Below are 26,738 nucleotides of genomic sequence, written 5' to 3' on the forward strand. Positions count from 1 at the left end.
AGAAGGAGTTATCCAATTAAGCCAAAAATCAACATGGCTGAAGGTGCTAGAAGAGATAGACAGCTCCTGAGTTGGTGGCACTATTATCCGTGGGATCACCGTTGATGTCTAAGGCAGAAGAAGATTCAAGGTCGGCACTGATCGCGATACGCGAGCCATCTTCACTCAAGGCGATAGAAGCCCCGAAATTATCTTCATCATCTGAGGTGGTTCCTTTGAGGTAATGGCTGAAAGTCCACACTGAATTATCATAACGATAGACAGCAGCTGAGCCAGTATTTGTGTTCGAGTTATCGGTTTGTTCCCCATCTATACCAATAGCGTTTGAGTCATCCCCTGCCGATGCAATAACAAGCGTTCCTCCATCACCGCTTAACGCCACCGACTCTCCAAAACGGTCAAAACTGTCTGCGTTTTCCATTTTAATGAATGCTTCTTGCGTCCAACTTCCGGCACTATATCTAAACACGTAAGCTGCGCCGGAGTTACTTGCTGCATTATTGGACTGGTCGCCATTGACCCCAGAACCATCAGAATCTTCGTAAAACGAAGTCGCAACCAGCACGGTTCCGTCCTGATTAAGATCGACTAAATTACCAAACCTGTCACCATTTCCGGTGTTAGAGGCTTTAATGTAAGATTCCTGCTGCCACCCTAATGCCAAATCGTAACGAAAAACATAAACGGCTCCCGCGTTAACTGCATCGTTATTTGACTGGTCTCCATCTATGCCAGTGGTGTCTGAGTCTTCTGACCATGCGCCCGATGCAATGGTGTTTCCATCACCACTTATCGCTAAACCAAAACAAAAAGTGTCATTTTCCTCAGTATTAGATGCCTTGATGTAAGCGTCTTGAGCCCAATGACTGCCATCAAACCGAAAAACATAAACTGCTCCCGAATTTGAAGCCAAATTGTTGGAGCCATCACCATCGATGCCCATCGCATTTGAGTCTTCATTTCTTGCACATACTGCAAACGTATTACCATCCCCACTCAGTTGGCCAGAATTCCCAAACGCATCCCTCGAACCCGAGTTGGATGGCTTGATGTAAGCTTGCTGGCTCCAAGCACCAGCTGAATACCGAAAGACGTAAGCTGCACCATTGCCATCTCCACTATTGTCAGAAGCATCGCTATTGACGCTATTCGTTGAAGAGTCTTCGCCTGGGGCGGTGACTGACAGAGTGTTTCCATCTGCGCTAAGCGAGACGCTCTTACCAAAGTAGTCCCCACTATCTAGTATCGAGGGTTTTATATATGCTTGCTTCGACCAGACACCACCTTGTCGTCGATAGACATACACTGCACCAGAACTGGCTGATGAATTATCTGCTTCATCTCCATTCACTCCGGTTGCATTTGAGCTTTCATTGGCCGCACCGACCGCTAGCGTGTTGCCATCTTCACTCAGTGCAATTGATGACCCATACTCGTCCAGACTCTCTGCATTTGATGCTTTGATGTATCCAATAAGCTGATTTGCTACTGTGTTTACAATAGAAATTTCGTTTGAATCTTTCTGTAATCCACCTCGGGAGGCTCTTATAAAATAATCACTTTGAACAGCGCTCAGAGCTCCACCAATATCGACTTTCAGTCTCTGTGCATTAGTGACAGATGCGAGTTCCAAACATCCTTGACTCTCAGAGGGATCTTTCTGGCATATGGAGTAGGAAATGGGGGCCTCATTATTTTCTCCTGCTGCCTCCCACTCAAATTCCACCCTACCAATATAAGCAGTTGGGGAAGAAGAATTGGCTGGAGAAACCGAGATAATGTTAAAGGCACTTAAAGTCGATGAGCTTGCTTCATCCTTGGGCTTACTTCTCTCTTGCCAGAGCACTAAGTCGGGACAACCCGTCAGCATAAATACTGTCAGCAACACCCCCACACGCAAAAGCATGAAAAGAGAGGAAGCCAAAGTACAGCGAGGGCGAATCAAAATGGTCTGAAGCATTCCCAAAAACTAAAGAGACGATATTCAAGCGTATTACTCTAAATGTAGACCCACCATGAAAACACATGGCTCACATTTGAATCAAAAAGTCTCGAGCTGAGATAGCAGTATGGAATACCCCATAGCAAAATATGGTCTTACTGATACACAGTAAAAAGCCTCCTATGAAGGAGGCTTTCAGTTTTACGCAAACACCAAATCTTAGCCGTAAACCAACTCTGGCAACCAAGTCGCCAATGACGGCCAGTAAGCCAGCATCATCAGCACCAGAATCTGGATAGCAATAAACGGCATCACACCACGATAAATATCCATGGTTGAGATGGAGTTAGGCGCTACCCCACGCAGGTAGAACAGCGAGAAACCAAACGGCGGCGTCAGGAATGACGTCTGTAGGTTCAGCGCGATCATGATACCCAGCCAAACCGGGTCCACCCCCATGGTCAGCAGGATTGGCGCAACAATAGGGATCACCACGAAAGTGATTTCGATGAAATCAAGGAAGAAGCCCAACAGGAACAGCACCAGCATGACCAGCAGCATCGCGCCAAACACGCCACCCGGAAGACCAGTGAGGAAGTCGCGAACAATATCGTCACCACCAAAGCCACGGAACACCAGCGCAAACAGTGACGCACCAATCAGGATCATAAAGACCATGGCCGTGACTTCTGTGGTGGTGCGCATGACTTCCTTGAGGATAGCGATGTTAAACATGCGCTTGCTGGCCGCGAGAATGATGGCACCGACAGACCCAACCGACGCGGCTTCTGTTGGTGTGGCGACACCCGTTAGGATGGAGCCCAACACCAGCACAATCAGAAGCACAGGCGGGATCAATACCGTCAGTACCTGAACAAAGAGTTCTTTGCTGACCTTACGCTCTTCAGCTGGAATGGGTGGCACACGATGCGGTTGGAGGATTGCGATACCTATCAAGTACACAATGTATAGACCCACCAGCACAAAACCTGGGATCAACGCACCGAGGAATAAATCACCCACAGTGACACTTTCTGGGGAGTAGATCCCCTGATCAAGCTGTGCCTGTTGGTAAGCCGATGAAATCACATCGCCGAGAAGAACTAGCACAATAGATGGCGGGATAATCTGCCCCAGTGTTCCAGAGGCACAAATCGTTCCCGTTGCGATACGCGGACAATAGCCGCGCTTCATCATCGAAGGCAGAGATAGTAAGCCCATGGTTACCACGGTGGCGCCGACAATACCGGTACTCGCCGCCAGCAGCATACCTACGATGGTCACGGATATACCCAAGCCACCTGCTAATCCACCAAACACCTGCCCCATGGTATCGAGCAAGTCTTCGGCGATTTTAGACTTCTCCAGCATCACACCCATAAAGACGAACAGTGGAATGGCCACTAACAGTTCATTAGAAAGGGTGCCGGAAATACGATTGGGAATGGCTTCAAGAAACGCAGGATCAAAAGTTCCTGTGATTGCACCGATAAAGGCAAATAACAACGCCGACCCACCCAGTGAAAACGCCACCGGATACCCCAACAGCAGTACGCCGAAGGTAAACAGGAAAAGAAACAGTGCGAGGAACTCGGTCATAGTGCGTGCTCCTCATCGTGATCTTCCAATTGTTTGGCCAAGTCCTGATGGCCAGTCAACGTCAGCAGTGCTTTCAGCGCTTCTGCAAAACCCTGCAACAAAACCAGGACTGGCATCAGCAATATACTGGTTTTAAAGATATAGCGGGCGTCTACACCACCCGCTTCCTGCGAGCCTTCCATGATCGACCATGATGCAGCCACATAATCCCAAGCGATATAGAAAATAAACACACAGGTAGGAAGCAATAAAAGTAAAAAGCCAAACAAGTCCACCCATGCTTTTTTCTTGTCAGACATTGGGCGGTAGAAAATATCCACGCGAACGTGAGCGCCTTTGAGCAACGCATAAGCGGCACCCAGCATAATCACATAGTTATGAAAATAGAGAACGGACTCCTGCATAAACACTGAGCCCGTGTTAAACACATAACGCATCACCACCACCACGAAGGTGATAAGCACAATTGCCAACACGAACCAGGAAACGAAGCGACCCGTCCAATCACTGAATCGATTGATCCCTTTAATCAGGGAAATCAGAAAAGGAGAAGCGGTTTCCATAAAACAACTCTTACTTTTTGTTTTTATGAGGGTATTGAAAAAGGCAGTGCCCGGGGCACTGCCTGTTCAACATTATTGCGGGTTACGGGCGTTCAGCATGGATTGCTCAGAAATCGCATGCCAGTCAATTGCCTGATCGCGGAATGATTTGTAAGAGTCGTAAACTTTCTTACTGATCTCATCCACTGCTGCCTGCTCAGCAACCACTTCATCAGCCACTGCCTGTAGTTGAGTCAGCACTTCTTGTGGGTATGGACGAAGCTCAACTTTGTGCTCGTTCACCAGGCTTTCCAGCGCTGCGTTGTTGCGTGCAGTGAATTCAGCCAGCATATCGGCGTTCGCTACACGGGTTGCCGCCAGAACAATAGATTGTAGATCTTTTGGCAGCTTCTCAAATGCTTGCTTGTTGATCAGCGCTTCCAGCGTTGTACCTGGCTCGTGCCACCCTGGGTAGTAGTAGTACTTCGCCGCTTTGTGCAGACCAAATGCCAAATCGTTGTATGGACCTACCCACTCAGTCGCGTCAATCGCGCCAGATTGCAGAGATGGGAAGATTTCCCCGCCCGGCAGCAGTACAGGCGTACCGCCTACACGCTTCAGCACTTCACCACCCAGACCAGGGATACGCATTTTCAGGCCTTCAAGGTCACTGATTTGGTTGATTTCTTTGTTGAACCAGCCACCCATTTGTACGCCAGTGTTACCCGCTGGCATTGGGATGATGCCGAATGGTTCGTAAGCTTCCGCCCACAGTTCCAGACCACCACCGTTGTAGATCCAGCCGTTCATTTCCTGCGCGGTCAGACCAAATGGTACTGCTGCGAAAAATTGACCTGCCGGCGCTTTACCTTTCCAGTAGTAGCCCGCGCCATGGCCCATTTCGGCCGTACCGCGAGATACTGCATCAAACACATCCAGTGCACCCACCAGTTCGCCGGCACCGTACACTTTCACTTCCAAGCGACCGTCACTCATTTCAGTGATCAGCTCAGCAAGGTTGTTTGCGCCCGTCCCCAAACCAGGGAAGTTCTTCGGCCAAGTGGTGACCATTTTCCAGGTTACTTTTTCTTGCGCAGCGGGTGCAGCTTCAGCTGCCGCTTCCTGCTTTTGCTCACCACAACCAGCCATGAACACACTGAGTGCTACTGCGGCGGTGGCGAGGAACGAACGACGTTTCAACATGATTTCAGTCTCCTTGCTCGAAATGGCGGTAACAACAGGCAACGCGGAAAGTTGCAAAAGATAGGTGCAGGCTGCCTGTTCAATCCGTGGCAATCTCACTAACTATGCAGTTAATAAGATGTTGCAATAACTTTACTCATTATGCGCCTAGGCAAGTAGCTTCATCACAAGGTAGTTTGAAGTCGGTCAAACAATGATCAGGTTTTATTTAACCTTCTGATAGATAACTCCCTATGTAGCCTCCTAATTGCGTGCTACCACGCACTGTTTTTGGGGATTTCACCTTGTTTAAAATGTACAAAAAAGCCCCTATTGCGAGGGGCTCAATTTTGTTAGCTGAAAGCTTGCTTCAAACTCTGCACGCGTCGGAAGATAAGCCAATCGATGCATAAAATTGCAACCACTGACAAACCAGCGAGCGGGAACAACAGACAGATGGCAATCAGGGTTGTCGCGCCAACTACCCAAAAACCATTTCCTGCCACAACGGGGGGCGCACCCAGTTTGCGTGAACCGTTCGGACGTCGCTTCCACCACATGGCACCACCTGTGATCGATATGGCGGTAAAGGCAAGACAGAAAAATACATTCAGCGCTTTATTGATGATGCTGATATCCCCCTGATGCAATGCAATCCCTGCCGCCATCGCTTTTGCCATCCAGTTGTAATCTGCAAAGGTAATATCTGCCAGCACTTCACCACTGTATTGGTCTATGTGCATGGTTCTGTCTTGCGTTGGGTCAGTGATATCCCCACTCATGGTGTTCGCCGACAAGGTATAAACCCCAGTATCCGACTTCGGAAACTTCAGCTTATAGTGGGTAAAACCCACTTCCTTAGCCAAGGTCACAACCTGATCGATGCTCACATCCGCAGAGTACTTACGTTCCACGTTTGGCTCAGGTGCGCCATGACCACCATGATCAGAGCTCGGTACCGGCGTTTGCTCGAGATTCCAAGGCATTTCCTCTTCAGAGCCATGATTAAGCATCTTGTGGGTGATGACCGATTCAGGCGCGTTTTTTGATCGTTCAGCTGGGAAGCTGCCCCAAGGCTGAACAATTTTTCCGCCCCAGATACCCGCCCAGGCAAGACCAGACAATACAAACAGCAGTAATACCACGGATAAAACACCACCTAGGTTGGCATGCAAATCCCGCATGAAAATGCGCGACCCACTGTCGGTTCGGATCTTAAGAAAACCGGCTCGGCTTGCCGCGTCTTTCGGCCACCAGAGATAAATCCCTGACACCAGGAGCAGAATCATAAAACTGGCGGCAGTTTCAATCAGCCGATCACCTAAGTCACCAATAAGTAGTGTGCCGTGAATATCGTTCGCCAGCTCATACCAACTGTCGCTACGGTCGATTGTCCCTGTCACTTCCGCTGTATACGGGTTCACTAAGGCAAAACGGGTTTCACCGCCTGGCAATTGAATGGAAAAACGGCTGACAGTATCTGCAGTTTGCGCTGGAATAAATTGCGTCACCGTGGCTTCTGGAAACGCCTGATTTACCGCATTGAGCTGTTCAGAAGGTTGCATTGGTTGTCCGCTGGCCTGAACCGTTAACATGTCTCCGTAGCAGGCAGATTCAATCTCATCATCAAACAGCATGACAAGACCGGTAACGCTCAGCAGCAACATAAAGGGAATAACGAAAAGTCCGGCATAGAAGTGCCATCGCCAAGCTGTGAAATATCGCGCTTTTTGGGCAGGCGCAGCCGCTGTGTTGGTTTCACTAACCATAGTTAGTTTTCCTTTCTCATAAGCAAACACACCGCAAAACACGCAGTGCATTTTTATCGATGACTTTACTCAGTGGGCTAAGCGCCCTATTTATTTTTGTTTTAGAACACTCCAGCCCTCAGCAACTACAGCTGTATGTGGGCTTGGAGATTATGAGAGAGAGAAAGGTGGGGCGCGGGCTATGGGAGATTCAAACTTTACCCTTTGAGCCAATAAAGAGTAGTGCTGATTCCCCACGAATTTTACGTGAGTATGAGTGTCTGTGGCGGTGAGTGTAAGGTGATGGCTAAAAGAGAAATGGCTGAACGGACAAGGCTTTCCATGGTGCTTTCCTTCACTGCTGGTTTCTTCCCCTTCAACCTGAACCAGCTTAAAGCCATTAACAGTACAGAGTGTTTCCCAGACGCCAGCATTACTGCCATGGGCATTTATCACAGGCATCAGTGAGACCAGCACCCAACTTAAGGCGCTTGCCAACAACATCATTCGTTTAAATGACGCCCTCACATACCCATCCTGCTTGTGAATATAAGTCGCAAAATATATATCACTAAGTGTATTGATGCAGTGAGTCAGTATGAAAAGAAAGCAATTGATGTGAGGTGAGTTAAAAAACAGGTTACAAGCCCGCAAAGATTGGGTATTCCTACCAGCTCAAGCCATTCCCAAATCCCTTATCAATCACTTATCCCTACAATATACGTTTAGACGTCTAGCCGTAAAAATATCTATTGACTTATTTTGAGACAATAAATAGCATCAAACACCAGATAGCCACAAAAACCCCATAACAATCGCTATCTTTTTTACCTTTTATTAACACGATTTTTGTCCAGGAAGGCCTATGATCGAAATAAAACAGGTTAACAAGGAGTTCAAACAGGGTGATCAGACGATCCATGCCCTGCTCGATATTGACCTCCATATTCCACAGGGCAGAATTTTTGGTGTTATCGGTGCATCAGGTGCGGGTAAAAGTACGCTGATCCGCATCGTCAACCTGCTGGAACGCCCAACCTCCGGGAAAGTCGTTGTCGATGGCGTTGAGCTCACCGCTCTGTCTCAATCGGAACTGACCCGTGAGCGCCAGAAAATCGGCATGATTTTCCAGCACTTCAACCTGCTTTCCTCCCGCACTGTGTTTAACAATGTGGCACTGCCTCTGGAACTAGCAGGCAAAGATAAACAACATATTCAACGCAAAGTGACTGAGCTGCTGGATTTGGTCGGTCTGAGCGATAAACACCAGAGCTATCCCTCTAACCTCAGCGGCGGTCAAAAGCAGCGTGTGGCCATTGCACGCGCGTTGGCAAGCGATCCAAAAGTTCTCCTGTGTGACGAAGCCACCAGCGCACTGGATCCTGCGACGACCCATTCCATCCTGAACCTGTTGCAGACCATCAACCAAAAGCTGGGTTTGACCATTCTTCTCATCACCCACGAAATGGACGTAGTGAAGCGCATCTGTCATGAAGTAGCGATCATCGGTGGCGGTGAGTTGGTAGAGAAAGGTCCTGTGGGCGATATCTTCGCTCATCCGAAAACAGAACTGGCACGCACCTTTATCCGTGCAACGTTGGATCTTTCCATCCCGCAGGATTACGAGGAACGACTACAACCTCAGAGTGATGGTCATTTACCGCCACTGGTTCGCCTTGAGTTCACTGGCGCCAGTGTCGATGCCCCGCTTATCAGCCAGGTATCACGAAAGTTCAATATCGACATCAGCATCCTGAGTTCTGACATGGACTACGCTGGCGGCGTGAAATTTGGCCTGATGCTGGCTGAGTTCTTTGGCGACGAAGAGAACGTCAACCACGCGCTGACTTACCTGAAAGATCACAACATCAACATCGAGGTGCTGGGCTATGTCGCTTAATATCGCAGCTGTTTCAGGCTGGTTTGCTGAAAACGAACGTCTTGTTGGCCTGTTAATTGATGCACTGGGCCAGACCCTGACCATGGTCTTTGTATCCGGTGCGATTGGTTTCCTGTTTGGTATTCCTTTAGGTGTACTGCTGCACCTCACTAAGCCACGCGGCTTGTTGGAAAACGCGGCATTGAACAAATCCATTGGCATCATCGTCAATATTGGCCGCTCAATCCCTTTCATTATTTTGCTGGTCGCCATCATCCCATTCACCCGCTTCATCATGGGTACCTCCATCGGTACAGGTGCAGCGATTGTTCCCCTCACTGTCGGTGCAATTCCGTTTATCGCCCGTCTGGTTGAAGGTGCATTGCTGGAAGTGCCGTCAGGCTTGGTCGAAGCGGCTCAGGCGATGGGCGCAACACCGCTACAAATTATCCGCAAAGTTCTTCTTCCAGAAGCGTTGCCGGGAATTTTGAACGGCGCAACCATTACCTTGGTCACGCTGGTGAGCTACTCCGCCATGGCGGGTGCTGTTGGCGGCGGCGGTCTCGGTGATGTGGGTATCCGATATGGCTACCAACGATTTGACGGCACCGTCATGCTGATCACCGTAGTGATGCTGGTGATATTGGTGCAAATGATTCAGTCAGCCGGCGACTATTTCGTGAAGCGGGTTGACCACAGATAAAAACGGATGGTGACACCGTCCGGATAAATGGAAATTCTATTTTTAGGGAGATACATAATGACTTTTACACTCAAGAAAATTGCTGCTGCCGTTGGCCTTGCTTCTACTCTGGTTCTGACCGGTTGTGGTCAGGAAGAGACTGTTGATCTGACGAAAGTAAAAATTGGCGTTATCGCTGGTGCTGAAGAGCAAGTAGCAGAAGTCGCAGCGAAAGTCGCGAAAGAGAAATACGGCCTGGATGTTGAACTGGTGACGTTCTCTGACTACGTCACGCCAAACGCCGCGCTGGATGAGGGCTCAATCGATGCAAACGCATTCCAGCACAAGCCATACCTTGACCAGCAGATTTCTGACCGCGGTTACAAGTTCGAAATCGCCGGTAACACGCTGGTTTACCCGATTGCAGGTTACTCAACCAAAGTGACTTCTGTTGAGCAACTGGAAGACGGCGCGCAGATCGCTGTACCTAACGACCCAACCAACCTTGGCCGTTCACTGCTGCTGCTTGAGCAACAAGGTCTGATTGAAGTGAAAGACGAAGCGGGCCTGAAAGCAACGGTTCTGGATATCACAGCGAACCCTAAAAACCTGAAAATCGTCGAACTGGAAGCCGCTCAACTACCACGCTCTCTGGAAGATGTTTCACTGGCAATCATTAACACCACCTTTGCTAGCGAAATCAACCTGTCACCAGAGAAAGACGGCATCTTCGTTGAAGACAAAGAGTCTCCATACGTGAACCTGATTGTTGCCCGTGCTAACAACGTGACTGCGCAAAACGTTCAGCAGTTTGTTCAGTCTTACCAGACTGACGAAGTGTACAACGCAGCATCTGAAATCTTTGATGGCGGCGCAGTCAAAGGCTGGTAATCGCCGTTAGTTCGAGTAACAATTGCTCCCCTATCAAGCCCGTGTTCATCACGGGCTTTTTTCTGTCTCGGACAACCTGATACACTGCGTTTCCACAACGGATGACTTTGAGCGAACATGGACTTTCTCTCTACCATTGGCCTTTTCATTGGCTCCCTGATTGCCAATACCCTTGCCTCTCTGGCCGGCGGCGGTGCAGGGCTTTTGCAACTTCCCCTTTTGCTATTCCTTGGTCTCGGCTTTTCTGTTGCACTGGCAACCCACAAAGTGGCCTCTGTGGCGCTTGGACTTGGTGCGGCGCTCAAGCATTGGCGTAGTGGCAACCTCGACCCTAAACTCACTCTTTACGTGACATTGGCTGGCGCTGCCGGGGTGATCGGTGGTGCCAATCTCATTCTTTTTGTGCCGGGTCCTTTAGCCGAAGGGTTGCTGGGCGGGTTCATCATTTTGCTGGGTGTTTACTCGCGGATGCGCAAAACACTCGGGCAGGAAGCAGAGCCCAAACACCGCGATACGATGGGCATGGTTCTAGGTTGCCTAGGACTTAGCGCGATCGGCTTGCTGAACGGTTCCCTCACCGCGGGAACAGGTCTGTTCGTCACACTGTTTTTGGTTCGCTGGTTTGGCTTCGATTACAAGCAGGCCGTCGCGCTGACTTTGGTCAGCGTAGGCATCTTCTGGAACGGATTGGGTGCAGCAACACTGGCAATAGCCGGCGCGGAGATTTACTGGCCGTGGATCCCTGCACTCCTGGTGGGTTCTATTTTGGGTGGTTACCTCGGTGCTTATCTTGCCGATAAATACAGCAACAAGATGATAAAAATTGCGTTTGAGCTGCTGACCTTTGCAGTCGGTATCAAGCTTTTGTGGGGCGTGTTATGAACAAAGTCAATATCGAGATTTATTACTGCCGCCAGTGCAACTGGATGTTGCGCGCGACCTGGATGTCTCAGGAGTTGCTTTCCACCTTTAGCGAGGAAGTGGAGAGTTTAACCCTGCACCCTGACACAGGTGGCAGGTTTGAAATTCACTGCAATGGCGAATTGATTTGGGAGCGCAAGCGAGACGGCGGTTTTCCTGAAGCCAAAGTGCTGAAACAACGCGTTCGCGATGTGTTCGATCCAGACCGAGATCTGGGGCACGTCGACCGTTAACCTGCGCTTCAAACGAGTATGCCAGCTGACATTTTAGTCAGCCAGCATACCGTACATCACAATGCTGTTGTAGCTGACCACGCCCAGCACTTCACCACCGTCAATCACTGGCGCACGGCTGATACCAAATCGTTCAAACAGACGGGCACAGTATTTAACGTTCATGTCCGGTGCCACATGAAGAGCGGGTTTGGTCATGATTTCGTAGACGTTTACCCGCTCCGGCGAGCGATTTTGTGACAGCACTTTCTTGGCGATGTCGTTCATCAATACCAGACCAAATTCATCGTCTTCATCGCGCTTTTTCACGATGAGTGCTTTCACTTCCTTATCACGGGCAATACGGATGGCTTCGGCAACCGTCGTCAGTCCATCAATTAGCGCATAGTCGTCCTTCATAACATCGCAGACTCTTTTGGTCACTTTCATAACTCATCCTCAATCTTGCTGCTCAATTCCTGCACTTGATGCGCTACCCCAACGGCATCTTCTACGTCTAGCTGCACCGCAATACCTGTTCCTGATGACGCATCAAACTCCCCCACCTCATTGATCGTTTCAAGAATGGAGCGAGCTAAATGTTCTTCTACCAAAAACAATAAGACATCCCGCTGAACATCGAGGGTTAATCCGAAGAAGGTTTTCTTTTTCGTTAATCCTTCCCCTCGCGCATTGTTAATCACTGTCGCACCTGTGGCTCCTGCCGTTCTGGCGGCGTCCAAAACCGCATCGGTTTTAGAGTCCTCAATGAAGGCTACAATCAGTTTGAATCGCATTATGATTCCCTCGTATTTTCTTCGGTGGTGCCGCGTTTCGCCGCCCACTCTGTTAACTGCGCGTATCCCATGACAGTGATCATCGGGAACAAACTGGCAAAGGCAATCAAGCCAAAGCCATCAATTAAAGGGCTTCTGCCCGGAACCGTCGAAGCCAGTCCCAGGCCAAGGGCGGTAACCAAAGGCACGGTCACCGTCGACGTCGTCACACCGCCGGAGTCATAAGCCAGCGGCACGATAAATTTCGGGGCATAGAAGGTTTGAATCACCACCACCACGTATCCGGCAATGATGTAGTAATGAATCGGATCGCCAGCCACGATGCGATAGCAGCCAAGGGAAATGCCTATCGCTACCCCAATTGCCACTGAGAAACGTAAACCATTCACACTGATTGCCCCACCAGAAACCTGCTCCGCTTTGATAGCAACCGCAATGAGTGAAGGTTCGGCCACTGTGGTACTGAAACCAATGGCTGCGGCGAAGATGTAAACCCAATAGTAGTGCTGCCAGGAGAAGTTCTCGGGAATGCTCTCTCCTTCGCCAAACAGAAATGCGGGTGCCGTCAGCTGAACGGCCATCGATTCACCTAATGGGAAGAGCGCCATCTCCAACCCCATTAAGAACAATGACAAACCAAGAATGACGTAGATAAAGCCAAAGAGGATTTTCTTCAGATTCACAACCGGTTTTCGCAGCACGGCAAACTGAAAACCGAAAATGATGCAGACAATCGGAATCACATCCCGAATGGTCGAGAGTAAGGTGTCGATAAAGGTCGGAATGAGGGTAGACAATACATTCATGTCGCCACCATCCCGTACACCATGACGAAAATCATTGGCGAGAGCGACGCAAACGCTATCAAGCCAAAGCCGTCCACCATGGGGTTGCGTCCTTTAATCACAGTGGCAAGTCCAACGCCTAGCGCAGTCACCAAAGGCACAGTGATGGTCGATGTGGTCACGCCACCTGAGTCATAGGCAATACCGATGATGTAGCGCGGCGCGAATGCCGTCATGATCACCACCAGAATGTAGCCGCCGATGATGATGCGGTGAATGGGCCAGCCTTTTAGAATACGCAGCACGCCAAGCACAATGGCAAAGCCTACAGAGAGTGCGACCGTGATACGAAGCCCATTGGCATAGGAAGATTGCGCGTCTTCGGTCATCGCAATCATACCGCCTTCAGCGGCAACTTCTGCTGCTTCAGCAGCTACCGCCGTCAAAGCGGGTTCAGCGATGGTGGTTCCAAACCCCAACAAGAAAGCAAACACCACCAGCCAGAAAACACTGCCTTTTCTCGCCAGCGAGTGAGCCATAGATTCGCCGATGGGGAACAACCCCATTTCCAGACCGAAAACAAAGAAAGTCAGCCCCATCACGACCAACACCAGTCCAATTAAGATGGACAGTGAATCCGGCAAAGGCTGCTGTAAAACAATGATTTGAAAAAAGCCGATCACAAGAATGATAGGAAGTAGATCCTTCAAGCTCCCTAGCATTGAGGTCAGCAATGCGGTAAGTCCCTTCACACTCTCTCCAGAGAAAACGCCCAGACGAAAAGCCCGGCACGATAAATGCGCCAATTGATGAAATTGCGGTGAGGAGTTAGTTAATTTAACCCTGAGTCAGTGTATAGAAATTTGCCAATCCACAATGTCTATAGGGTGATAAAGCTAACAAGGTTTTCGTGAATTTCTTCATTAACTTCACCATCGGGCTGATCAAATAACCGATTGAATGCATACTATTTAGTAACACCCCAACTAGGATGATCCTCATGCAGATTCTCGTGACAGGCGGAACCGGACTTATCGGACGCGCGTTGATCCCAAAGCTCGAACATCACGAAATCACCGTACTGACCCGTTCGCCAGAGAAAGCACGTCATGTTTTGCCATCGAAGGTGCACTTGATAAAAAACATCGACGAGATTGAAGACTTCAGTCAGTTTGATGCCATCATCAATCTTGCAGGTGAACCTATCGTTGATAAGCGATGGAGCGAGCAGCAGAAAGGGATTATCTGCGCCAGCCGTTGGGGGATGACAGAACAACTGGTGCAGCGCATTTTAGAAGCCGATGCCCCGCCTCATACCTTTATCAGTGGCTCTGCGGTTGGCTACTACAGCGATCAAGGTGACAAGATCATCGACGAATCACTCACGGTTGATGCTACTGATTTCGCACATTCTGTCTGCTCGAACTGGGAAAAAATCGCCATGCGCGCCGACTCGGATAAGACCCGGGTATGTATCCTACGTACTGGTATTGTGCTCAGTAAAAGCGGCGGTGCATTGAAGAAAATGCTGCTGCCATATCAATTCGGCATGGGTGGGCCAATCGGTGACGGGAAGCAATACTTCCCGTGGATACACATTGACGACATGGTGGGTGGCATCATTCATTTATTGGAACATGCTGATACCCGTGGCGCCTTCAACCTAACCGCACCTGAGCCAGTCACCAACAAGGTGTTCAGCCAAAGTCTTGCTGCAACGCTTAAGCGCCCGCATTTTATGTTTACGCCCAAGCTTGCGATATCACTGATGCTGGGTGAAGCAGGTCAGCTTCTTTTTGACAGCCAGCGCGCGGTGCCCAGAGCTCTGGAAAACAGCGGCTACAGTTTCCAGTATCCGTCTGTGGGTCCTGCACTGGAAAACATTTTGCGCTGATAGCTCCCGCTTTAGGAAAAGAAAGGTACGCTGAAATGCGTGCCTTTTTTCATTTGTCTGACTGCTATTTTTTGAGCGGCTCTAACAAGCCCCGAAGCATCCAAGCCACTGTCAGGAAGACCAGCCCAACAGCTAATGTCGGCAAGCTCAACCAGACTTCCGGATGCAAGCGAACCGGTAGCTCAACACCCCACTTCAACAAACCTGCCATCGCAAGCTCTGCCCCGCCGACGGCCATACAACCGGACACTAATGCCATAATGCCGTATTCAGCCCAAAGCGTGGTGTTGATGCGCTTTTTGCTCGCTCCCAGCGTTCGGTAAAGCATGATTTCACGCTGGCGTTCGGCAAGGGTGATCCGAAGCAGTGTCAGCAAGAGCAATAAACCACTGGCTACCGCCAACCCCGCCAATACTGACAGCGACAGGCTCACTTGTTTGAGGATCACCTGAATTCTTCCGCTCATGGTGCGTAGATCCAGCAAAGTCACCGTTTGGTAATCACGTCCCAGTTGGTTGAGGATATCGCTCTGACTATCTTCCAGTCGGAAACTGACCAACCAGTTTGCAGGTAAGTTCTCCACCAAAGCCGGGTCAAAGATGAAGTAGAAATTAGGCTTCATGTTGCGCCATTCCACATCACGAATCGAGTTTACTTCCGCTGTAAATTCCTGACTGTTAACGTTAAACGTCAGCTCATCACCAAGGCGAAGTCCTAGCCTTTCAGCAATACCGGATTCCACAGAAACGCCACCTTCACTTGGCCATGAACCTTCCAACAACTCATTATGGGTTGGCAAGTTGTAGCGCCAGGTGAAGTTAAGCTCGCGGCGAAGCGCTTCATCCCGCTCTTCCCTATCTGGCGTCAGCTCAGCATAACGCTGCCCATTAAGGCCAACCAAACGACCTCGGATAATCGGATAGGCTTCCGAACGTTCCAGATTGTTCGCGTCCAGCCTGCTGACGTAATCATCCAACTCGCTTTTCGCGATGTTCAGCGCGAACACATTCGGAGCGTTCTGTGGCAGGGTTTGCTGCCAATCTTCAAGTAAGTCGGTACGCAGCAGCCAGATAATAGAAAGCAGCATGAATGACGTTGCCAACGCGCCAAGCTGCGCGCCACTTGATGCCGGATTTCGTGTTATTCGACTGAGCGCCAGTTTGAATGCAGGCTGTTTAACGCGTTTCTGCGCGACTTTCAGCACCATTACGCCAATCGCCGCCAGAAGGCTGAGCATCAACACTAAGGCCGCCAATACCAGCCAAAGCAAGCGGTTGTCGTATGACCATGCCACCAACGCAAGAATTGGCACTGCTGCCAGCAACCAACTCCAAGGATTCTTCCGCGCGCGCACTGCGCTTTGCTCCTGCAGTACACTCATGGCAGGCGCTTCAATCAACCGGATCAATGGAATACCCAGTGCCGGAAGTGCCACCAGCAAAGCCACCATAGGACCGAGCAACCAGGGCAGATAGCCATAGCTCGGCAAGGGTGAAGGCAGCACATCTGCCAGCGGTAAACGCAGCAGATATTCCAGCGCTGCACCGAACCCCAAGCCAAGCACAGTTGCCATCAACATCAGCATCAGAAGCTGCCTGCCAAGCCAACGTCTCACCCAACTGCGCTGGGCACCAAGGCTTTTCACCATGGCAAGCGTCTGGGTACGGCTATCCACATAGTGCTGACAAGTCAGGAGTAAGGTCGCCGCTGCCATAATGATGACCAACACCACAGTCAAAGAGAGGTAACCGCGACTCCTATCCAGCATGTCGCCGGTGCGATCCCCAGTGTTTTCATCGATCCAGCGTTGTCCGTCGATCGGCGTGTAAGCGGTCTTTACTGCTTCAAGGTCGCTGCTGTCACCGCGGAAGAAATAACGGTAACTCACCCGGCTTCCCGGACGCACCACACCTGCAGCAGAGACATCACTCAGGTGCATCATCGCCGCTGGCATTTGGCTGAACGGATTGAAGGACAGCTCAGGCTCAGAAATGATTTTACCGCTGACTGTCAGGGTTAAATCTCCCACATCAACTTTGTCTCCCAAGCCCACATCTAGCAGCGTAAACAGACGCTCTTCCAGCCAAAGTTCGCCGGGTTTGACGCTGTCTTGCATCGCATCCGCGCTTTCCAGCTCCAAAGCGCCACGGAGCGGATAGTTACTTTCTACCGCTTTCACGCTGATGAGCTGCATTTCATTGTCACTGAATGCCATGGTGCCAAAGCGGGTTTGGTCAGAGCGTTCAACATCAATGCTGTCAAAGTTTTGCAGTGTTTGTGGAGCCAAAGGCTGGTTGCTTCGAAGCACCAAGTCAGCGGCCAGCATGGAACGGCCTTGCTGGGTGAGAACAGATTCAATACGACCTGCCAGTGCAGACAATGCAAACACACAGGCGATGATCAGCGCCAGTGCAGCAACGACAGGCCAAAGCTGTCCGTGGAAGAGTTCGCGCCAAGCCCAGCGCCAGACAAGAGTTTTTCTCATGCAGCCCCCGCCAGTTCGCCTGCGTTAAGGTGCAAGGTGCGGTGGCATTTCTCTGCCAGTGCCGGGTCATGCGTCACAAGGATCAAGGTGGTGCCGTGGTCACGGTTGAGCGAGAAAAGCAGGTCGATGACCGTTGCTGCGGTGTGCTGGTCGAGATTACCAGTTGGTTCATCGGCGAACAGAACATTTGGGCGGGTCATAAAGGCGCGGGCAATCGCCACACGTTGTTGCTCACCGCCAGAAAGCTGCGAAGGTAAGTGGGTTTCACGTCCTTTCAGCCCAACCGACGCTAATAGCTCAAGCGCCCGTTCTTCGTCTTCATCATCACCGCGAATAGTACAAGGAAGAAGCACATTTTCTAGCGCGGTCAGGGAAGGCACCAGCAGGAAACTTTGGAAAACGAAACCGATCGACTCGGCACGAAGGGCTGCTCGCGCATCATCATCGAGCTGGCTTAAAGGCTTGCCAAGAAGTTCAATCTCGCCGGCTGACGGGGTATCTAAACCTGCAAGCAATGTCATAAGCGTGGATTTACCTGCGCCGGAAACCCCAACTAAAGCAATACTTTCGCCCTGCTCGACCTGAAGGGAAACATCCTGCAGAATGGTCAGAGACTGTGCATTCGTCGTCACTGTTTTAGAGACGTTGCTGGCCCTGATCACTGGAGTTGTCATGATTCGCATCCTTTCTTTTTGTCTTTTGATTATCAGTCATAGCGCCGCGGCGCAGACGCTTCTTGTACTCGGCGATAGCCTTAGCGCTGGCTACCAGATGGCGATTGAGAAAAGCTGGCCTAGCCTGATTGAGCCTAAGCTGACGGAAACCAGCAAGATCACTTCCGTCGTTAATGCCAGCATTTCCGGCGATACTTCTGGGAACAGTCTCGACAGACTGCCAGCCCTGCTGGAACAGCATTCACCCGACTATGTGCTGATTGAACTGGGTGCTAACGATGGACTGCGAGGATTCCCACCCAAGCAGATACGCAATAACCTGTCCGAATTGATCAGTTTAAGCCAGGAAAATGGCGCGCAGGTGATGTTAATGCAGATCCAGATCCCACCTAACTATGGTCAAAGATACAGCAAGGCTTTTGCTGATATCTATCCGGAATTAAGTAAAGAAATGCAAATTCCACTCATTCCGTTCTTCATGGAGAAGGTGGTTTTGACCGAAGGCTGGATGATGTCAGATGGTCTGCACCCTAAAGACATCGCGCAGCCTTGGATTGCACAATTCATGGCAGAACAGATGCTGCCACACATCAAAGAGCAAGGATAAAACAAGAATGAAAAACGCAGTATTGATGACCGGATGTTCAACCGGCATCGGCTATGTCTGTGCCCACGCCCTCGCAAAGAAAGGGTTTGATGTGATTGCGTCATGCCGCAAATTAGAAGATGTTGAGCGCCTAAAAGAAGAAGGGCTTACCTGCATTCACCTTGACCTTGCTGACAACGACAGCATTCTCAATGCCGTGGAAGAAGTCAGGACCATGACTGACGGAAAGTTGATGGGGCTTTTTAACAATGGTGCTTATGGCCAACCTGGCGCGTTGGAAGACTTGCCCACCGACGCATTGAGAAAGCAATTTGAAACCAACTTCTTTGGCTGGCACACGCTGACCCAAGCCGTGATCCCAATGATGATGGCGAACGGCAAAGGCCGCATTGTTCAAAACAGCTCCGTGCTGGGTTTTGTCGCACTGAAATTCCGCGGGGCGTACAACGCCAGCAAATTTGCCGTTGAAGGTTGGACAGATACCCTACGTCTGGAACTTGCAGGCACACCAGTAAAAATCAGCTTAATCGAACCAGGCCCAATCGAAACCCGTTTCCGCGCCAATGCACTGGAAGCGTTTTACCGGTTCATTGATATCGAAAACAGCCGATTCAGAAGCGATTATCTCGCCCAGCAAGATCGCATGGAAAGCGAAAACTCCACCAATAAGTACACTCTGCCTTCGGAGTCGATCATTGCACCATTGATCCACGCGCTAACTGCGGAAGATCCTAAAGTCCGATATCGTGTGACCAAGCCGACCCATTACATGGCCTGGTGTAAGCGTCTACTTCCTTCAAAAACGCTCGACAAAATTCTTGCAAAGGGTGGTTAACACCCAAAGTCATACAGATACCACTCACAAAAAGTTGCACACCGGGCAATTTCTGCCCGGTTACTCCCAGAAACGTGACATCAAAACTTTATTTTTGCATTCATCTTTCTGTCACAAATGCGCGTTAATCTCTCTCCTGTACCGTGAAACACCTGCCCCCAACTTCCACTTCGATGTGATGCGTGTCGGATCAGGCCGTGAACGGGGATACAAAAAAAGAACAAATACCCCAATAGGAGCCGGACTATGTCCTTAAGTCAATTGAACTGGCTCTGTTTGAGTGTAACGCTGGCAATATTGCTTGTGTTTTAAGTCAGCGTTTCACATCGACGAGCGCAAAAGAATGAAGGCCACTGGAATTCCGGTGGCCTTTTTCGTTGCCATGTCAGACAACATCCAATCAGTGATTTGATCCAGCAATAATCAATATTTATCGGCGCTTTACCGGATAATGCCTTGAATTTTCATGTTGTCCCCCCCACCTTTACAGCAAAGAACTTCTAACGCTCAGGCGACACTATGCAACCAAATTATATTGTTGAACTTAACGAGCAGAACTTTCAGCAAATCCTGGAAGGCTCGGTTGAAACTCCAGTCCTGATCCACTTCTGGGCACAAATGAGCCCAGAGAGTACCGAGATTGTTCCAGCACTGGAAAAACTGGCACACGAATATGCAGGTGCATTTACGCTGGCCCTGCTCAACTGCGAACAGCAGCAAATGCTGGCCTCCCAGTTTGGTGTGCGTGCTTTGCCAACTATCGCCCTGTTCAGCAATGGCCAGCCTGTAGACGGCATTGCCGGGCCACAGACTGAAGACACAGTGCGTGAAATGTTGGTTCGCCACCTGCCGAGCCAAGACGAAATGACCTTCAAACAGGCACTGGCGTTGATGGCAGAAGGCAATCACGCCGAGGCACTGCCGCTTTTGAAATCTGTGGAAGCCGCGCTGGGTGAAACTGGCGCTCATAAGCTGGCACTGGCAGAGTGTTATGTGGAAGCACAGCAATTCGACGAAGCAGAGGAGCTTCTCGGGAAAGTATTGATGCAAGATCAAGATGCACAATACAAAGCGCTGATGGCCAAAGTGGAACTACATAAGCAAGCAGCAGACACACCAGAGATTCGTGAGCTGCAAGCGGCATTTGAAGCCGATCCGGACAACAAAGATCTGGCCTTTGAACTGGCTGTCCAATTTAGTCAGGTTAATCGTCAGGAAGAAGCGCTTGAGCTTTTGCTGGGCATTCTTCGTAAGGACATGAATTTTAGCGACGCTAAGAAGACCATGATGGATATTCTGGCAGCGCTCGGCCAAGGCAACGAAATTGCCAGCCGTTACCGCCGACAGCTTTACTCGCTGCTTTACTGATTTCCCATTTTAAAAAGCGCTCCGGCGCTTTTTTATTTCCCATCAGCCGAGGACAAAGCTTCGATGATTGGGCAACAGGCGCTGTCGTTACCCGGGCAGGTACTCGCCAGTGATTTCAACGACTTTTTCATGGCCTGAAGTTCTTTTATTTTGTCGTCTATCTCTGCGATTTTCTCCAATGCCTTTTGCTTTACATCTGCGCTTCGACGGTTAGAGTTTCGCGACATATCCAACAAGGTCTGGCACTCTTCCAAACTAAAGCCCACCAAGCGCGAACGACGGATCATTTGCAACTCATTAATGTGCTTTTGACCATAAGCCCGATAGCCATTCTCCAGACGTGCAGGTTCACTAATGATCCCCTTTTGTTCGTAGAAACGAATCGTCTTTGGTGTCAGCCCTGTCGCCTTGGCAATTTCATTGATTTTCATGCCTCACTCCCCGTCTAAAACTCACGCTTGACCTTACAGTTGATGGAAGGTTTATTCTACGGAATTATGAACAGTCCACACCTGAGACTGCAAGTAAATTTATAGGTATCGAAATGACAGATACAGAACTGAACGCTCATGAGGAAGGCAAAGAAGCCGTCACACTTATCACGCTCCCCTTGTCAGGACTTAACTGCATGGGTTGTGCGCGTAAAGTGAAAAATGCCGTCGAGCCTATCGAAGGTGTGTCTGTGGTGGAAGCCGACAAGACCTCCCTAACGATCAACGCAGATGCGCCTTTAAGTGACGTCATCAATGCGGTTGAATCGCTGGGTTATCAGGTGGGAACGACCACGGCACTTCCTTTGGCAGGGCTCAGCTGTGGACGCTGTGTTGCCAAACTGAAAGCCGCTTTTGAAGCTTCACCAAAGGTTTTTCTTGCGGATGTGAGTAAGACCGAAGCCACCATTAACAGCGCACTGACAATGGAAGAATTGGCAGCCATCGTCGATGCAACAGGTTATCAGGTTGCTGAAGCCCAGAGCGAAACAACACACGCACCAGAAATCACAGCAGCGCCAGAAGTTGCGCTCGATGATGCTCCGTCCGAACCGCCGTTGAGTTCAAATTCAGCTTCCCTGCAATTTATTCTGTCCGGCATGACCTGCGCGAGCTGTGTGTCATCCGTAGAAGACGCGATAAAAGGCGTAACCGGTGTAATGGCGGTCAACGTAAACTTGGCTGAGCGCACTGCGTTAGTGTCCGGAGAAGCCGACGCCGACGTCATCATCAAAGCGGTAGAAGCCGCAGGCTATGGCGCAGAAGTGAGTGAAAGCGAAGAGACTCGCCGTGAGCGTCAGGCAGCCATGCATGCCGCACAACTTGCAGAACACAAACGCAACACCTGGTTGTCTCTGGGCTTAGGTGCACCACTGATGGCATGGGGACTGCTCGGCGGTTCAATGACCATTGAAAGCACCACCAGCCAAATCGGCTGGGGCATCATTGGCCTTTTAACCTTTGCACTTTTATGTACCGCGGGTAAACATTTCTTCGTAAATGCCATAAAAGCGGCACGCCATCATCGTGCGACCATGGATACCTTAGTCGCTTTGGGTACGGGTTCAGCGTGGCTTTACTCGATTGCAGTGGTGTTTGCGCCGGATCTTTTCCCTGTACAAGCACGTCATGTGTACTTCGAAGCCACAGCCATGATTCTGGGGTTGGTGACACTTGGTCATGCTATTGAAGCCAAAGCACGTGCATCGACATCTAAAGCGCTTGATCGCTTACTCGACCTACAACCACCAACCGCACTGGTCGTCGAAAACGGTCAGGAGCGAGAAGTTCCACTGGCAGCCGTACAAGCAGGCATGATACTCAGAGTGAAACCCGGCTCAAAAATTCCGGTTGATGGTGTGGTTGAAGACGGCGAAAGCTATGTCGATGAATCCATGCTGACTGGCGAGCCACTTGCTGTCCGCAAAACGGCAGGGGAAACGCTGCATGCTGGTACCGTGAACCAAAACGGTAGTCTGCTGTTTAAAGCCACCGGTATCGGTAGCGATACCATGCTGTCACGGATTATTCAGTTGGTCCGTCAGGCACAAAGCAGCAAACCGGCGCTGGCACGCATGGCGGATTCTATCTCGGCCATATTTGTTCCAACAGTGATGATCATTGCCATTCTGACAGCGCTTGGCTGGTACAACTTTGGCCCTGATCCGAAGCTCAGCTTTATGCTGGTCACCGCGACAACTGTGCTGATTATCGCCTGCCCTTGTGCGCTTGGTTTGGCAACGCCAATGTCTGTCACAACTGGCGTTGGTCGTGCGGCTGAACTTGGGGTGCTCATTCGTGATGCAGAGGCATTGCAACATGCAGCGTCGGTCGACACTGTGGTATTGGATAAAACGGGCACATTGACCGAAGGCAAGCCGCAAGTGACATCGATAATCAGCCTTGCACTGCCAGAAGAGGAATTACTGCGTATCGCTGCAAGCCTTGAGCAAGGTTCTGAGCACCCACTGGCAAAAGCAGTGCTGGATGCAGCAAAAGGTAAAAACATCGCCCTTGCATCAGTATCGAACTTTGAAGGTATTCCAGGAAAAGGTCTGAGTGCCAACATTGATGGCGACACTTATTTTCTGGGTAACGCACGCTTGATGGCAGAAAAAGGCATTGCGGTGGAAGGCGGCCAAGCTGCCGCCAAGCAACAAGCAGATCGCGGGGAAACCGCTGTGTATCTGGCAACAAGCACTGAGCTTCTTGGTCTTATTGGCATCAGCGACCCATTGCGTTCAGATTCTGCCAGCGCAGTAAAACGTCTGAAAGCTTTAGGCTATCAGGTGGTGATGCTCACCGGTGATCATCCTGATACGGCCAATGCCATTGCCAAACTGGCGGGGATTGAGAATGTGATTGCGGGGGTTTTGCCAGACGGTAAAGCGGATGTCGTCACTCGCCTTCAGAGCGAAGGCAAGAAAGTCGCCATGATTGGTGATGGCATCAATGATGCGCCAGCACTGGCCAAAGCTGAAGTTGGGATTGCCATTGGTAGTGGCAGCGATGTAGCTATTGAAAGTGCACAGATGACATTGATGCGTCACTCAATAGATGCAGCCACTGATGGGCTAACACTGTCCAAAGCAACCCTTCGTAATATGAAGGAAAATCTCTTTGGTGCATTTGTTTACAATTCTCTGGGTATTCCGATTGCTGCGGGTGTGTTATATCCCCTCACCGGCGCACTGCTAAGCCCAGTTGTTGCTGGAGCAGCCATGGCTTTATCGTCGATTACCGTCGTGAGTAATGCCAACCGACTGCGCTGGTTTAAGCCACCCAAAGGAGGAAACCATGCTGGTTAATTTCATTGGATTGGGACTGATCGGAGCCATCATCTGGTGGTTCTGGCTGGCGGAAAAGAAAAATTAAACGCCGCCTAAATTAACGCTGTTTGCGACTACGCAACAGGTATTCGCCCCGGGTTAGTTTCATCGCCCGGGGATAACATCGAGGAGAAAATGATGAAATCTAAACTTGCTGCACTGTCGTTTGCGCTGCTATCCACCAGCGTGTTTGCTGCTTCTGGTGTGACTTACAAATCTCCATATTGCGGTTGCTGTAAAGAGTGGGTTAAGCACATGGAAGACAACGGCTTTGAGATGAAGTCTGAAGATCATGTGAACATGAATCCAATTAAGATGAAGCTTGGTATCAAGCCTGAGCTCGCTTCGTGCCACACCACTGTTATCGACGGTTACCTGTTTGAAGGGCACATCCCAGCTAGCGACGTAAAAGCCTTCCTAGAGCAAAAACCAAAACTGGCCGGCCTTGCTGTACCTGGCATGCCAGTCGGTTCACCGGGCATGGAATATGGCGATCAAAAAGACCCATATGATGTCGTTGGCTTCTCGAAAAACGGTATGACCGTCGTCTTTAACAGCCACAACAAAGACTGACAATTGATGGTGAAGCCTCCATACTGGACTTTCAACAGTATGGAGGCTTCATGTACCGCATTACTACCCTGTTTTTCTCGCTGCTTTTTAGCACGTTATCTATCGCCGACCCTCAAGTCTGGCAAGCGCAAAAAGGCGACCTTTCCTTTACCATCATGGGCTCTGTACACGCTGGCAAGCCAGAGTTCTACCCTCTTCCCGATGTCATGGTCAGTAGATTCGAATCTGCCGATGGTCTTATCGTAGAAGCCGATATCATCAGCGATAAATCTATTTCCATTCCCAAAGGAAAACCTTCCGCCTCTTACCTGACAGACGCCCAGAAAGAAACACTTGAGGAAATCGCAGCAGAGACTGGTACACCATCAAACGTGCTGCTTAATCTTCCTCCGTGGCAAGCAGCCATGGCACTCCAGCTTTACCAAATCAATCAGTTGGAACTCCAACAACTGCTGGGCATTGACCTTTATTTCCTCTCACGAAGCCAGAAGCATTCTGTACCCGTGATCCCACTGGAAACCGTACAACAGCAAGTCGACCTACTGGCCAATGCAGATAAGGATGGTTTGGAGCTACTGACAGATACTCTGGATTACTGGGAACTCTCCAAAGAGTTTATGCCCTGTCTGATTGATGCCTGGCAGTATGGTGACGGTGCGAAAATGGAAGAAATGGTAACGGTCATGAGCGGCGCAGGAGAGTTCGAACGTCAACTGATTGATGAGCGCAACCACAACTGGCTGGAAGCCCTCACTGACAAATCGCGGTTTGAAAAAGGGAGTTACGTGATGGTTGTCGGTGCATTGCACCTTTATGGCAAAGAAGGTGTGCTGACACTGCTGGAAAAAGCCGGTTTCGACGTAAAACTCTTAACGCAGGGTGAAAAGGTTGATTGCGAAATCCCGGCGATTCCATGAGCGGCTAAATCAGCCGCTCACCAGTACCTGAGTCACAATCATTGAGACCAGAAACAACAGAATAAACCAGATGACAATAGATTTTCTCATACCCTTTTCCTTACTGCGGTAAAGCCAGAATCTTGGAGGTAGTTTACCGCATATGCCATGTGGAAAAGAGCACAATTGGAAGGTTTGTTACAAACAATAAGAGCAGCGAATTGCTGCTCTTATTAGAGGAATAAAAAGAAGCCGAAGTGCGTTGCTGCCTTCGGCGTAAGCAACCAAGTCTACATTTAACTGGTTTAAGGGAATTATTGTGTTCCAGGCTCTTTCATCGCCTTGTAGACAAAGAACCCGGCCATGAAGCTAATCATGCCCAAGGCAACAAAAATGACGATCATTGAGGAGAGGCCAATTGCGTTGCCGAAAAGTAGGTCTAACCAGAATTCCATTTTTGTATTTCCTATGTCTGTGAACGTTAAGACTAGGTTGCCAATTGGTGAAAGAATCAACGATGATCCAGATCAAGTGAAGCTCGTGTTAGTGGCACGTGACAATTCAAGTGTGTGTGTTGTCGCAATTTATTCTGGATTGGTGATCGTTTGAGCGAACGGTTCGTACCACGCAAAAATCCTGATAAAACACTTGTGTCTTAAGCGTGGATGAGTAATATAACCAACCTCTGAGACGCACAGCGGATCAGCATTGTCGGTGAATAGCGCAGTTTGGTAGCGCATCTGGTTTGGGACCAGAGGGTCGGGGGTTCGAATCCCTCTTCACCGACCACTCTTTCAAATCTTGAGCAATACGCTTGAGTAATATCGTCGGTGAATAGCGCAGTTTGGTAGCGCATCTGGTTTGGGACCAGAGGGTCGGGGGTTCGAATCCCTCTTCACCGACCACT

26 protein-coding genes and 2 tRNA genes are annotated in these 26,738 nt (G+C 50.0%); 14 read left to right on the top strand and 14 right to left on the bottom strand.

Features of this window, described 5'->3' with window-relative positions:
- Positions 1–46: 46 nt before the first annotated feature.
- The 6 genes from QL223_RS23240 to QL223_RS23265 form a co-directional block, all read right to left on the bottom strand.
- A complete protein-coding gene (locus QL223_RS23240; RefSeq protein ID WP_281546104.1) occupies positions 47–1,960 on the bottom strand; it encodes an FG-GAP repeat protein in 1,914 nt (637 codons plus the stop codon).
- 201 nt (positions 1,961–2,161) lie between these two features.
- The gene (locus QL223_RS23245) at positions 2,162–3,541 is read right to left on the bottom strand and encodes a TRAP transporter large permease subunit (protein ID WP_281546105.1); all 1,380 of its coding nucleotides are present in this window, start codon (positions 3,539–3,541) and stop codon (positions 2,162–2,164) included.
- Complete coding sequence (locus tag QL223_RS23250) at positions 3,538–4,104, bottom strand: TRAP transporter small permease subunit (RefSeq protein ID WP_281546106.1); 567 nt, start codon at positions 4,102–4,104, stop codon at positions 3,538–3,540. Before QL223_RS23250 ends, QL223_RS23245 begins: the two co-directional genes overlap by 4 nt.
- A 72-nt stretch (positions 4,105–4,176) precedes the next feature.
- A complete protein-coding gene (locus QL223_RS23255; protein WP_281546107.1) occupies positions 4,177–5,286 on the bottom strand; it encodes a TRAP transporter substrate-binding protein in 1,110 nt (369 codons plus the stop codon).
- Between the two features lie 332 nt (positions 5,287–5,618).
- Positions 5,619–7,034, bottom strand: a complete 1,416-nt coding sequence (locus tag QL223_RS23260) for a PepSY domain-containing protein (RefSeq protein ID WP_281546108.1) — start codon at positions 7,032–7,034, stop codon at positions 5,619–5,621.
- A 150-nt stretch (positions 7,035–7,184) separates the two neighbouring features.
- On the bottom strand, positions 7,185–7,517 hold the full coding sequence (locus QL223_RS23265) for a hypothetical protein (protein WP_152442411.1): 333 nt from the start codon (positions 7,515–7,517) through the stop codon (positions 7,185–7,187).
- A 361-nt stretch (positions 7,518–7,878) separates the two neighbouring features.
- Between QL223_RS23265 and metN the strand changes: the two genes are divergently transcribed.
- From metN to QL223_RS23290, 5 genes are all read left to right on the top strand, one after another.
- Positions 7,879–8,913: a methionine ABC transporter ATP-binding protein MetN gene (gene metN, locus QL223_RS23270; protein ID WP_002541311.1), complete on the top strand. Its 1,035-nt coding sequence runs from the start codon at positions 7,879–7,881 to the stop codon at positions 8,911–8,913.
- A complete protein-coding gene (locus QL223_RS23275; protein ID WP_002541310.1) occupies positions 8,903–9,595 on the top strand; it encodes a methionine ABC transporter permease in 693 nt (230 codons plus the stop codon). The genes metN and QL223_RS23275 overlap by 11 nt, the downstream gene beginning before the upstream one ends.
- A 57-nt stretch (positions 9,596–9,652) precedes the next feature.
- The gene (locus QL223_RS23280; protein ID WP_002541309.1) at positions 9,653–10,465 is read left to right on the top strand and encodes a MetQ/NlpA family lipoprotein; all 813 of its coding nucleotides are present in this window, start codon (positions 9,653–9,655) and stop codon (positions 10,463–10,465) included.
- A gap of 117 nt (positions 10,466–10,582) precedes the next feature.
- Positions 10,583–11,347 carry a sulfite exporter TauE/SafE family protein gene (locus tag QL223_RS23285; protein WP_002541308.1) on the top strand — a complete coding sequence of 255 codons (765 nt, stop codon included), beginning with the start codon at positions 10,583–10,585 and terminating at the stop codon, positions 11,345–11,347.
- Positions 11,344–11,619: a SelT/SelW/SelH family protein gene (locus QL223_RS23290; RefSeq protein WP_002541307.1), complete on the top strand. Its 276-nt coding sequence runs from the start codon at positions 11,344–11,346 to the stop codon at positions 11,617–11,619. Before QL223_RS23285 ends, QL223_RS23290 begins: the two co-directional genes overlap by 4 nt.
- A 33-nt stretch (positions 11,620–11,652) precedes the next feature.
- Here QL223_RS23290 and QL223_RS23295 read toward each other — a convergent pair whose 3' ends face one another.
- Genes QL223_RS23295 through QL223_RS23310 form a run of 4 tightly spaced genes read right to left on the bottom strand, consistent with a single transcriptional unit; the run spans position 11,653 to position 13,932 of the window.
- Positions 11,653–12,048, bottom strand: coding sequence for a CBS domain-containing protein (locus tag QL223_RS23295; protein ID WP_039850410.1), 396 nt, complete (start codon positions 12,046–12,048; stop codon positions 11,653–11,655).
- The gene (locus tag QL223_RS23300) at positions 12,045–12,395 is read right to left on the bottom strand and encodes a P-II family nitrogen regulator (RefSeq protein ID WP_002541305.1); all 351 of its coding nucleotides are present in this window, start codon (positions 12,393–12,395) and stop codon (positions 12,045–12,047) included. The genes QL223_RS23295 and QL223_RS23300 overlap by 4 nt, the downstream gene beginning before the upstream one ends.
- A complete protein-coding gene (locus tag QL223_RS23305; protein ID WP_002541304.1) occupies positions 12,395–13,201 on the bottom strand; it encodes a DUF1538 domain-containing protein in 807 nt (268 codons plus the stop codon). The genes QL223_RS23300 and QL223_RS23305 overlap by 1 nt, the downstream gene beginning before the upstream one ends.
- The gene (locus QL223_RS23310) at positions 13,198–13,932 is read right to left on the bottom strand and encodes a DUF1538 domain-containing protein (RefSeq protein WP_002541303.1); all 735 of its coding nucleotides are present in this window, start codon (positions 13,930–13,932) and stop codon (positions 13,198–13,200) included. The genes QL223_RS23305 and QL223_RS23310 overlap by 4 nt, the downstream gene beginning before the upstream one ends.
- A gap of 248 nt (positions 13,933–14,180) precedes the next feature.
- On the opposite strand from QL223_RS23310, the gene QL223_RS23315 reads away from it, so the two are divergent.
- Positions 14,181–15,074 carry a TIGR01777 family oxidoreductase gene (locus QL223_RS23315; protein WP_002541302.1) on the top strand — a complete coding sequence of 298 codons (894 nt, stop codon included), beginning with the start codon at positions 14,181–14,183 and terminating at the stop codon, positions 15,072–15,074.
- A gap of 64 nt (positions 15,075–15,138) precedes the next feature.
- Here the strand turns inward: QL223_RS23315 and QL223_RS23320 are convergent, their stop codons facing one another.
- Together QL223_RS23320 and QL223_RS23325 are read right to left on the bottom strand one after the other, a co-directional pair.
- Positions 15,139–17,559 carry an FtsX-like permease family protein gene (locus tag QL223_RS23320; protein WP_002541301.1) on the bottom strand — a complete coding sequence of 807 codons (2,421 nt, stop codon included), beginning with the start codon at positions 17,557–17,559 and terminating at the stop codon, positions 15,139–15,141.
- Positions 17,556–18,233: an ABC transporter ATP-binding protein gene (locus QL223_RS23325; protein ID WP_002541299.1), complete on the bottom strand. Its 678-nt coding sequence runs from the start codon at positions 18,231–18,233 to the stop codon at positions 17,556–17,558. The genes QL223_RS23320 and QL223_RS23325 overlap by 4 nt, the downstream gene beginning before the upstream one ends.
- Here QL223_RS23325 and tesA point away from each other — a divergent pair.
- The 3 genes from tesA (at position 18,232) to QL223_RS23340 (ending at position 21,043) form a co-directional block, all read left to right on the top strand.
- The gene (tesA, locus tag QL223_RS23330) at positions 18,232–18,840 is read left to right on the top strand and encodes a multifunctional acyl-CoA thioesterase I/protease I/lysophospholipase L1 (protein WP_002541298.1); all 609 of its coding nucleotides are present in this window, start codon (positions 18,232–18,234) and stop codon (positions 18,838–18,840) included. The two genes, QL223_RS23325 and tesA, sit on opposite strands and share 2 nt — an antisense overlap.
- Positions 18,841–18,847: 7 nt before the next feature.
- Positions 18,848–19,675 (top strand): SDR family oxidoreductase, encoded by an 828-nt coding sequence (locus QL223_RS23335; RefSeq protein ID WP_002541297.1) that lies wholly within the window; start codon positions 18,848–18,850, stop codon positions 19,673–19,675.
- Between the two features lie 519 nt (positions 19,676–20,194).
- Positions 20,195–21,043, top strand: coding sequence for a co-chaperone YbbN (locus tag QL223_RS23340; protein WP_002541296.1), 849 nt, complete (start codon positions 20,195–20,197; stop codon positions 21,041–21,043).
- Positions 21,044–21,075: 32 nt separating this feature from the next.
- Here QL223_RS23340 and cueR read toward each other — a convergent pair whose 3' ends face one another.
- Entirely contained in the window at positions 21,076–21,474 is a 399-nt protein-coding gene (gene cueR / locus QL223_RS23345) for a Cu(I)-responsive transcriptional regulator (protein ID WP_281546109.1), read from the bottom strand.
- Positions 21,475–21,587: 113 nt separating this feature from the next.
- On the opposite strand from cueR, the gene QL223_RS23350 reads away from it, so the two are divergent.
- The 3 genes from QL223_RS23350 (at position 21,588) to QL223_RS23360 (ending at position 25,852) form a co-directional block, all read left to right on the top strand.
- On the top strand, positions 21,588–24,341 hold the full coding sequence (locus QL223_RS23350) for a heavy metal translocating P-type ATPase (RefSeq protein ID WP_002541294.1): 2,754 nt from the start codon (positions 21,588–21,590) through the stop codon (positions 24,339–24,341).
- A gap of 159 nt (positions 24,342–24,500) precedes the next feature.
- Entirely contained in the window at positions 24,501–24,935 is a 435-nt protein-coding gene (locus tag QL223_RS23355) for a DUF411 domain-containing protein (RefSeq protein WP_002541293.1), read from the top strand.
- A 50-nt stretch (positions 24,936–24,985) separates the two neighbouring features.
- Positions 24,986–25,852 carry a TraB/GumN family protein gene (locus tag QL223_RS23360; RefSeq protein ID WP_002541292.1) on the top strand — a complete coding sequence of 289 codons (867 nt, stop codon included), beginning with the start codon at positions 24,986–24,988 and terminating at the stop codon, positions 25,850–25,852.
- 293 nt (positions 25,853–26,145) lie between these two features.
- On the opposite strand, the gene QL223_RS23365 is transcribed toward QL223_RS23360, so the two are convergent.
- Positions 26,146–26,286, bottom strand: coding sequence for a DUF3149 domain-containing protein (locus tag QL223_RS23365; protein ID WP_002541291.1), 141 nt, complete (start codon positions 26,284–26,286; stop codon positions 26,146–26,148).
- Positions 26,287–26,543: 257 nt separating this feature from the next.
- Between QL223_RS23365 and QL223_RS23370 the strand changes: the two genes are divergently transcribed.
- Positions 26,544–26,620: transfer RNA gene (locus QL223_RS23370), tRNA-Pro, on the top strand.
- A gap of 39 nt (positions 26,621–26,659) precedes the next feature.
- Positions 26,660–26,736 (top strand) — tRNA-Pro (locus QL223_RS23375).
- Positions 26,737–26,738 lie beyond the last annotated feature (2 nt).

It is taken from the genome of Grimontia sp. SpTr1 (assembly GCF_947387585.1).
In the GTDB taxonomy this organism is placed as follows: domain Bacteria; phylum Pseudomonadota; class Gammaproteobacteria; order Enterobacterales; family Vibrionaceae; genus Enterovibrio; species Enterovibrio indicus.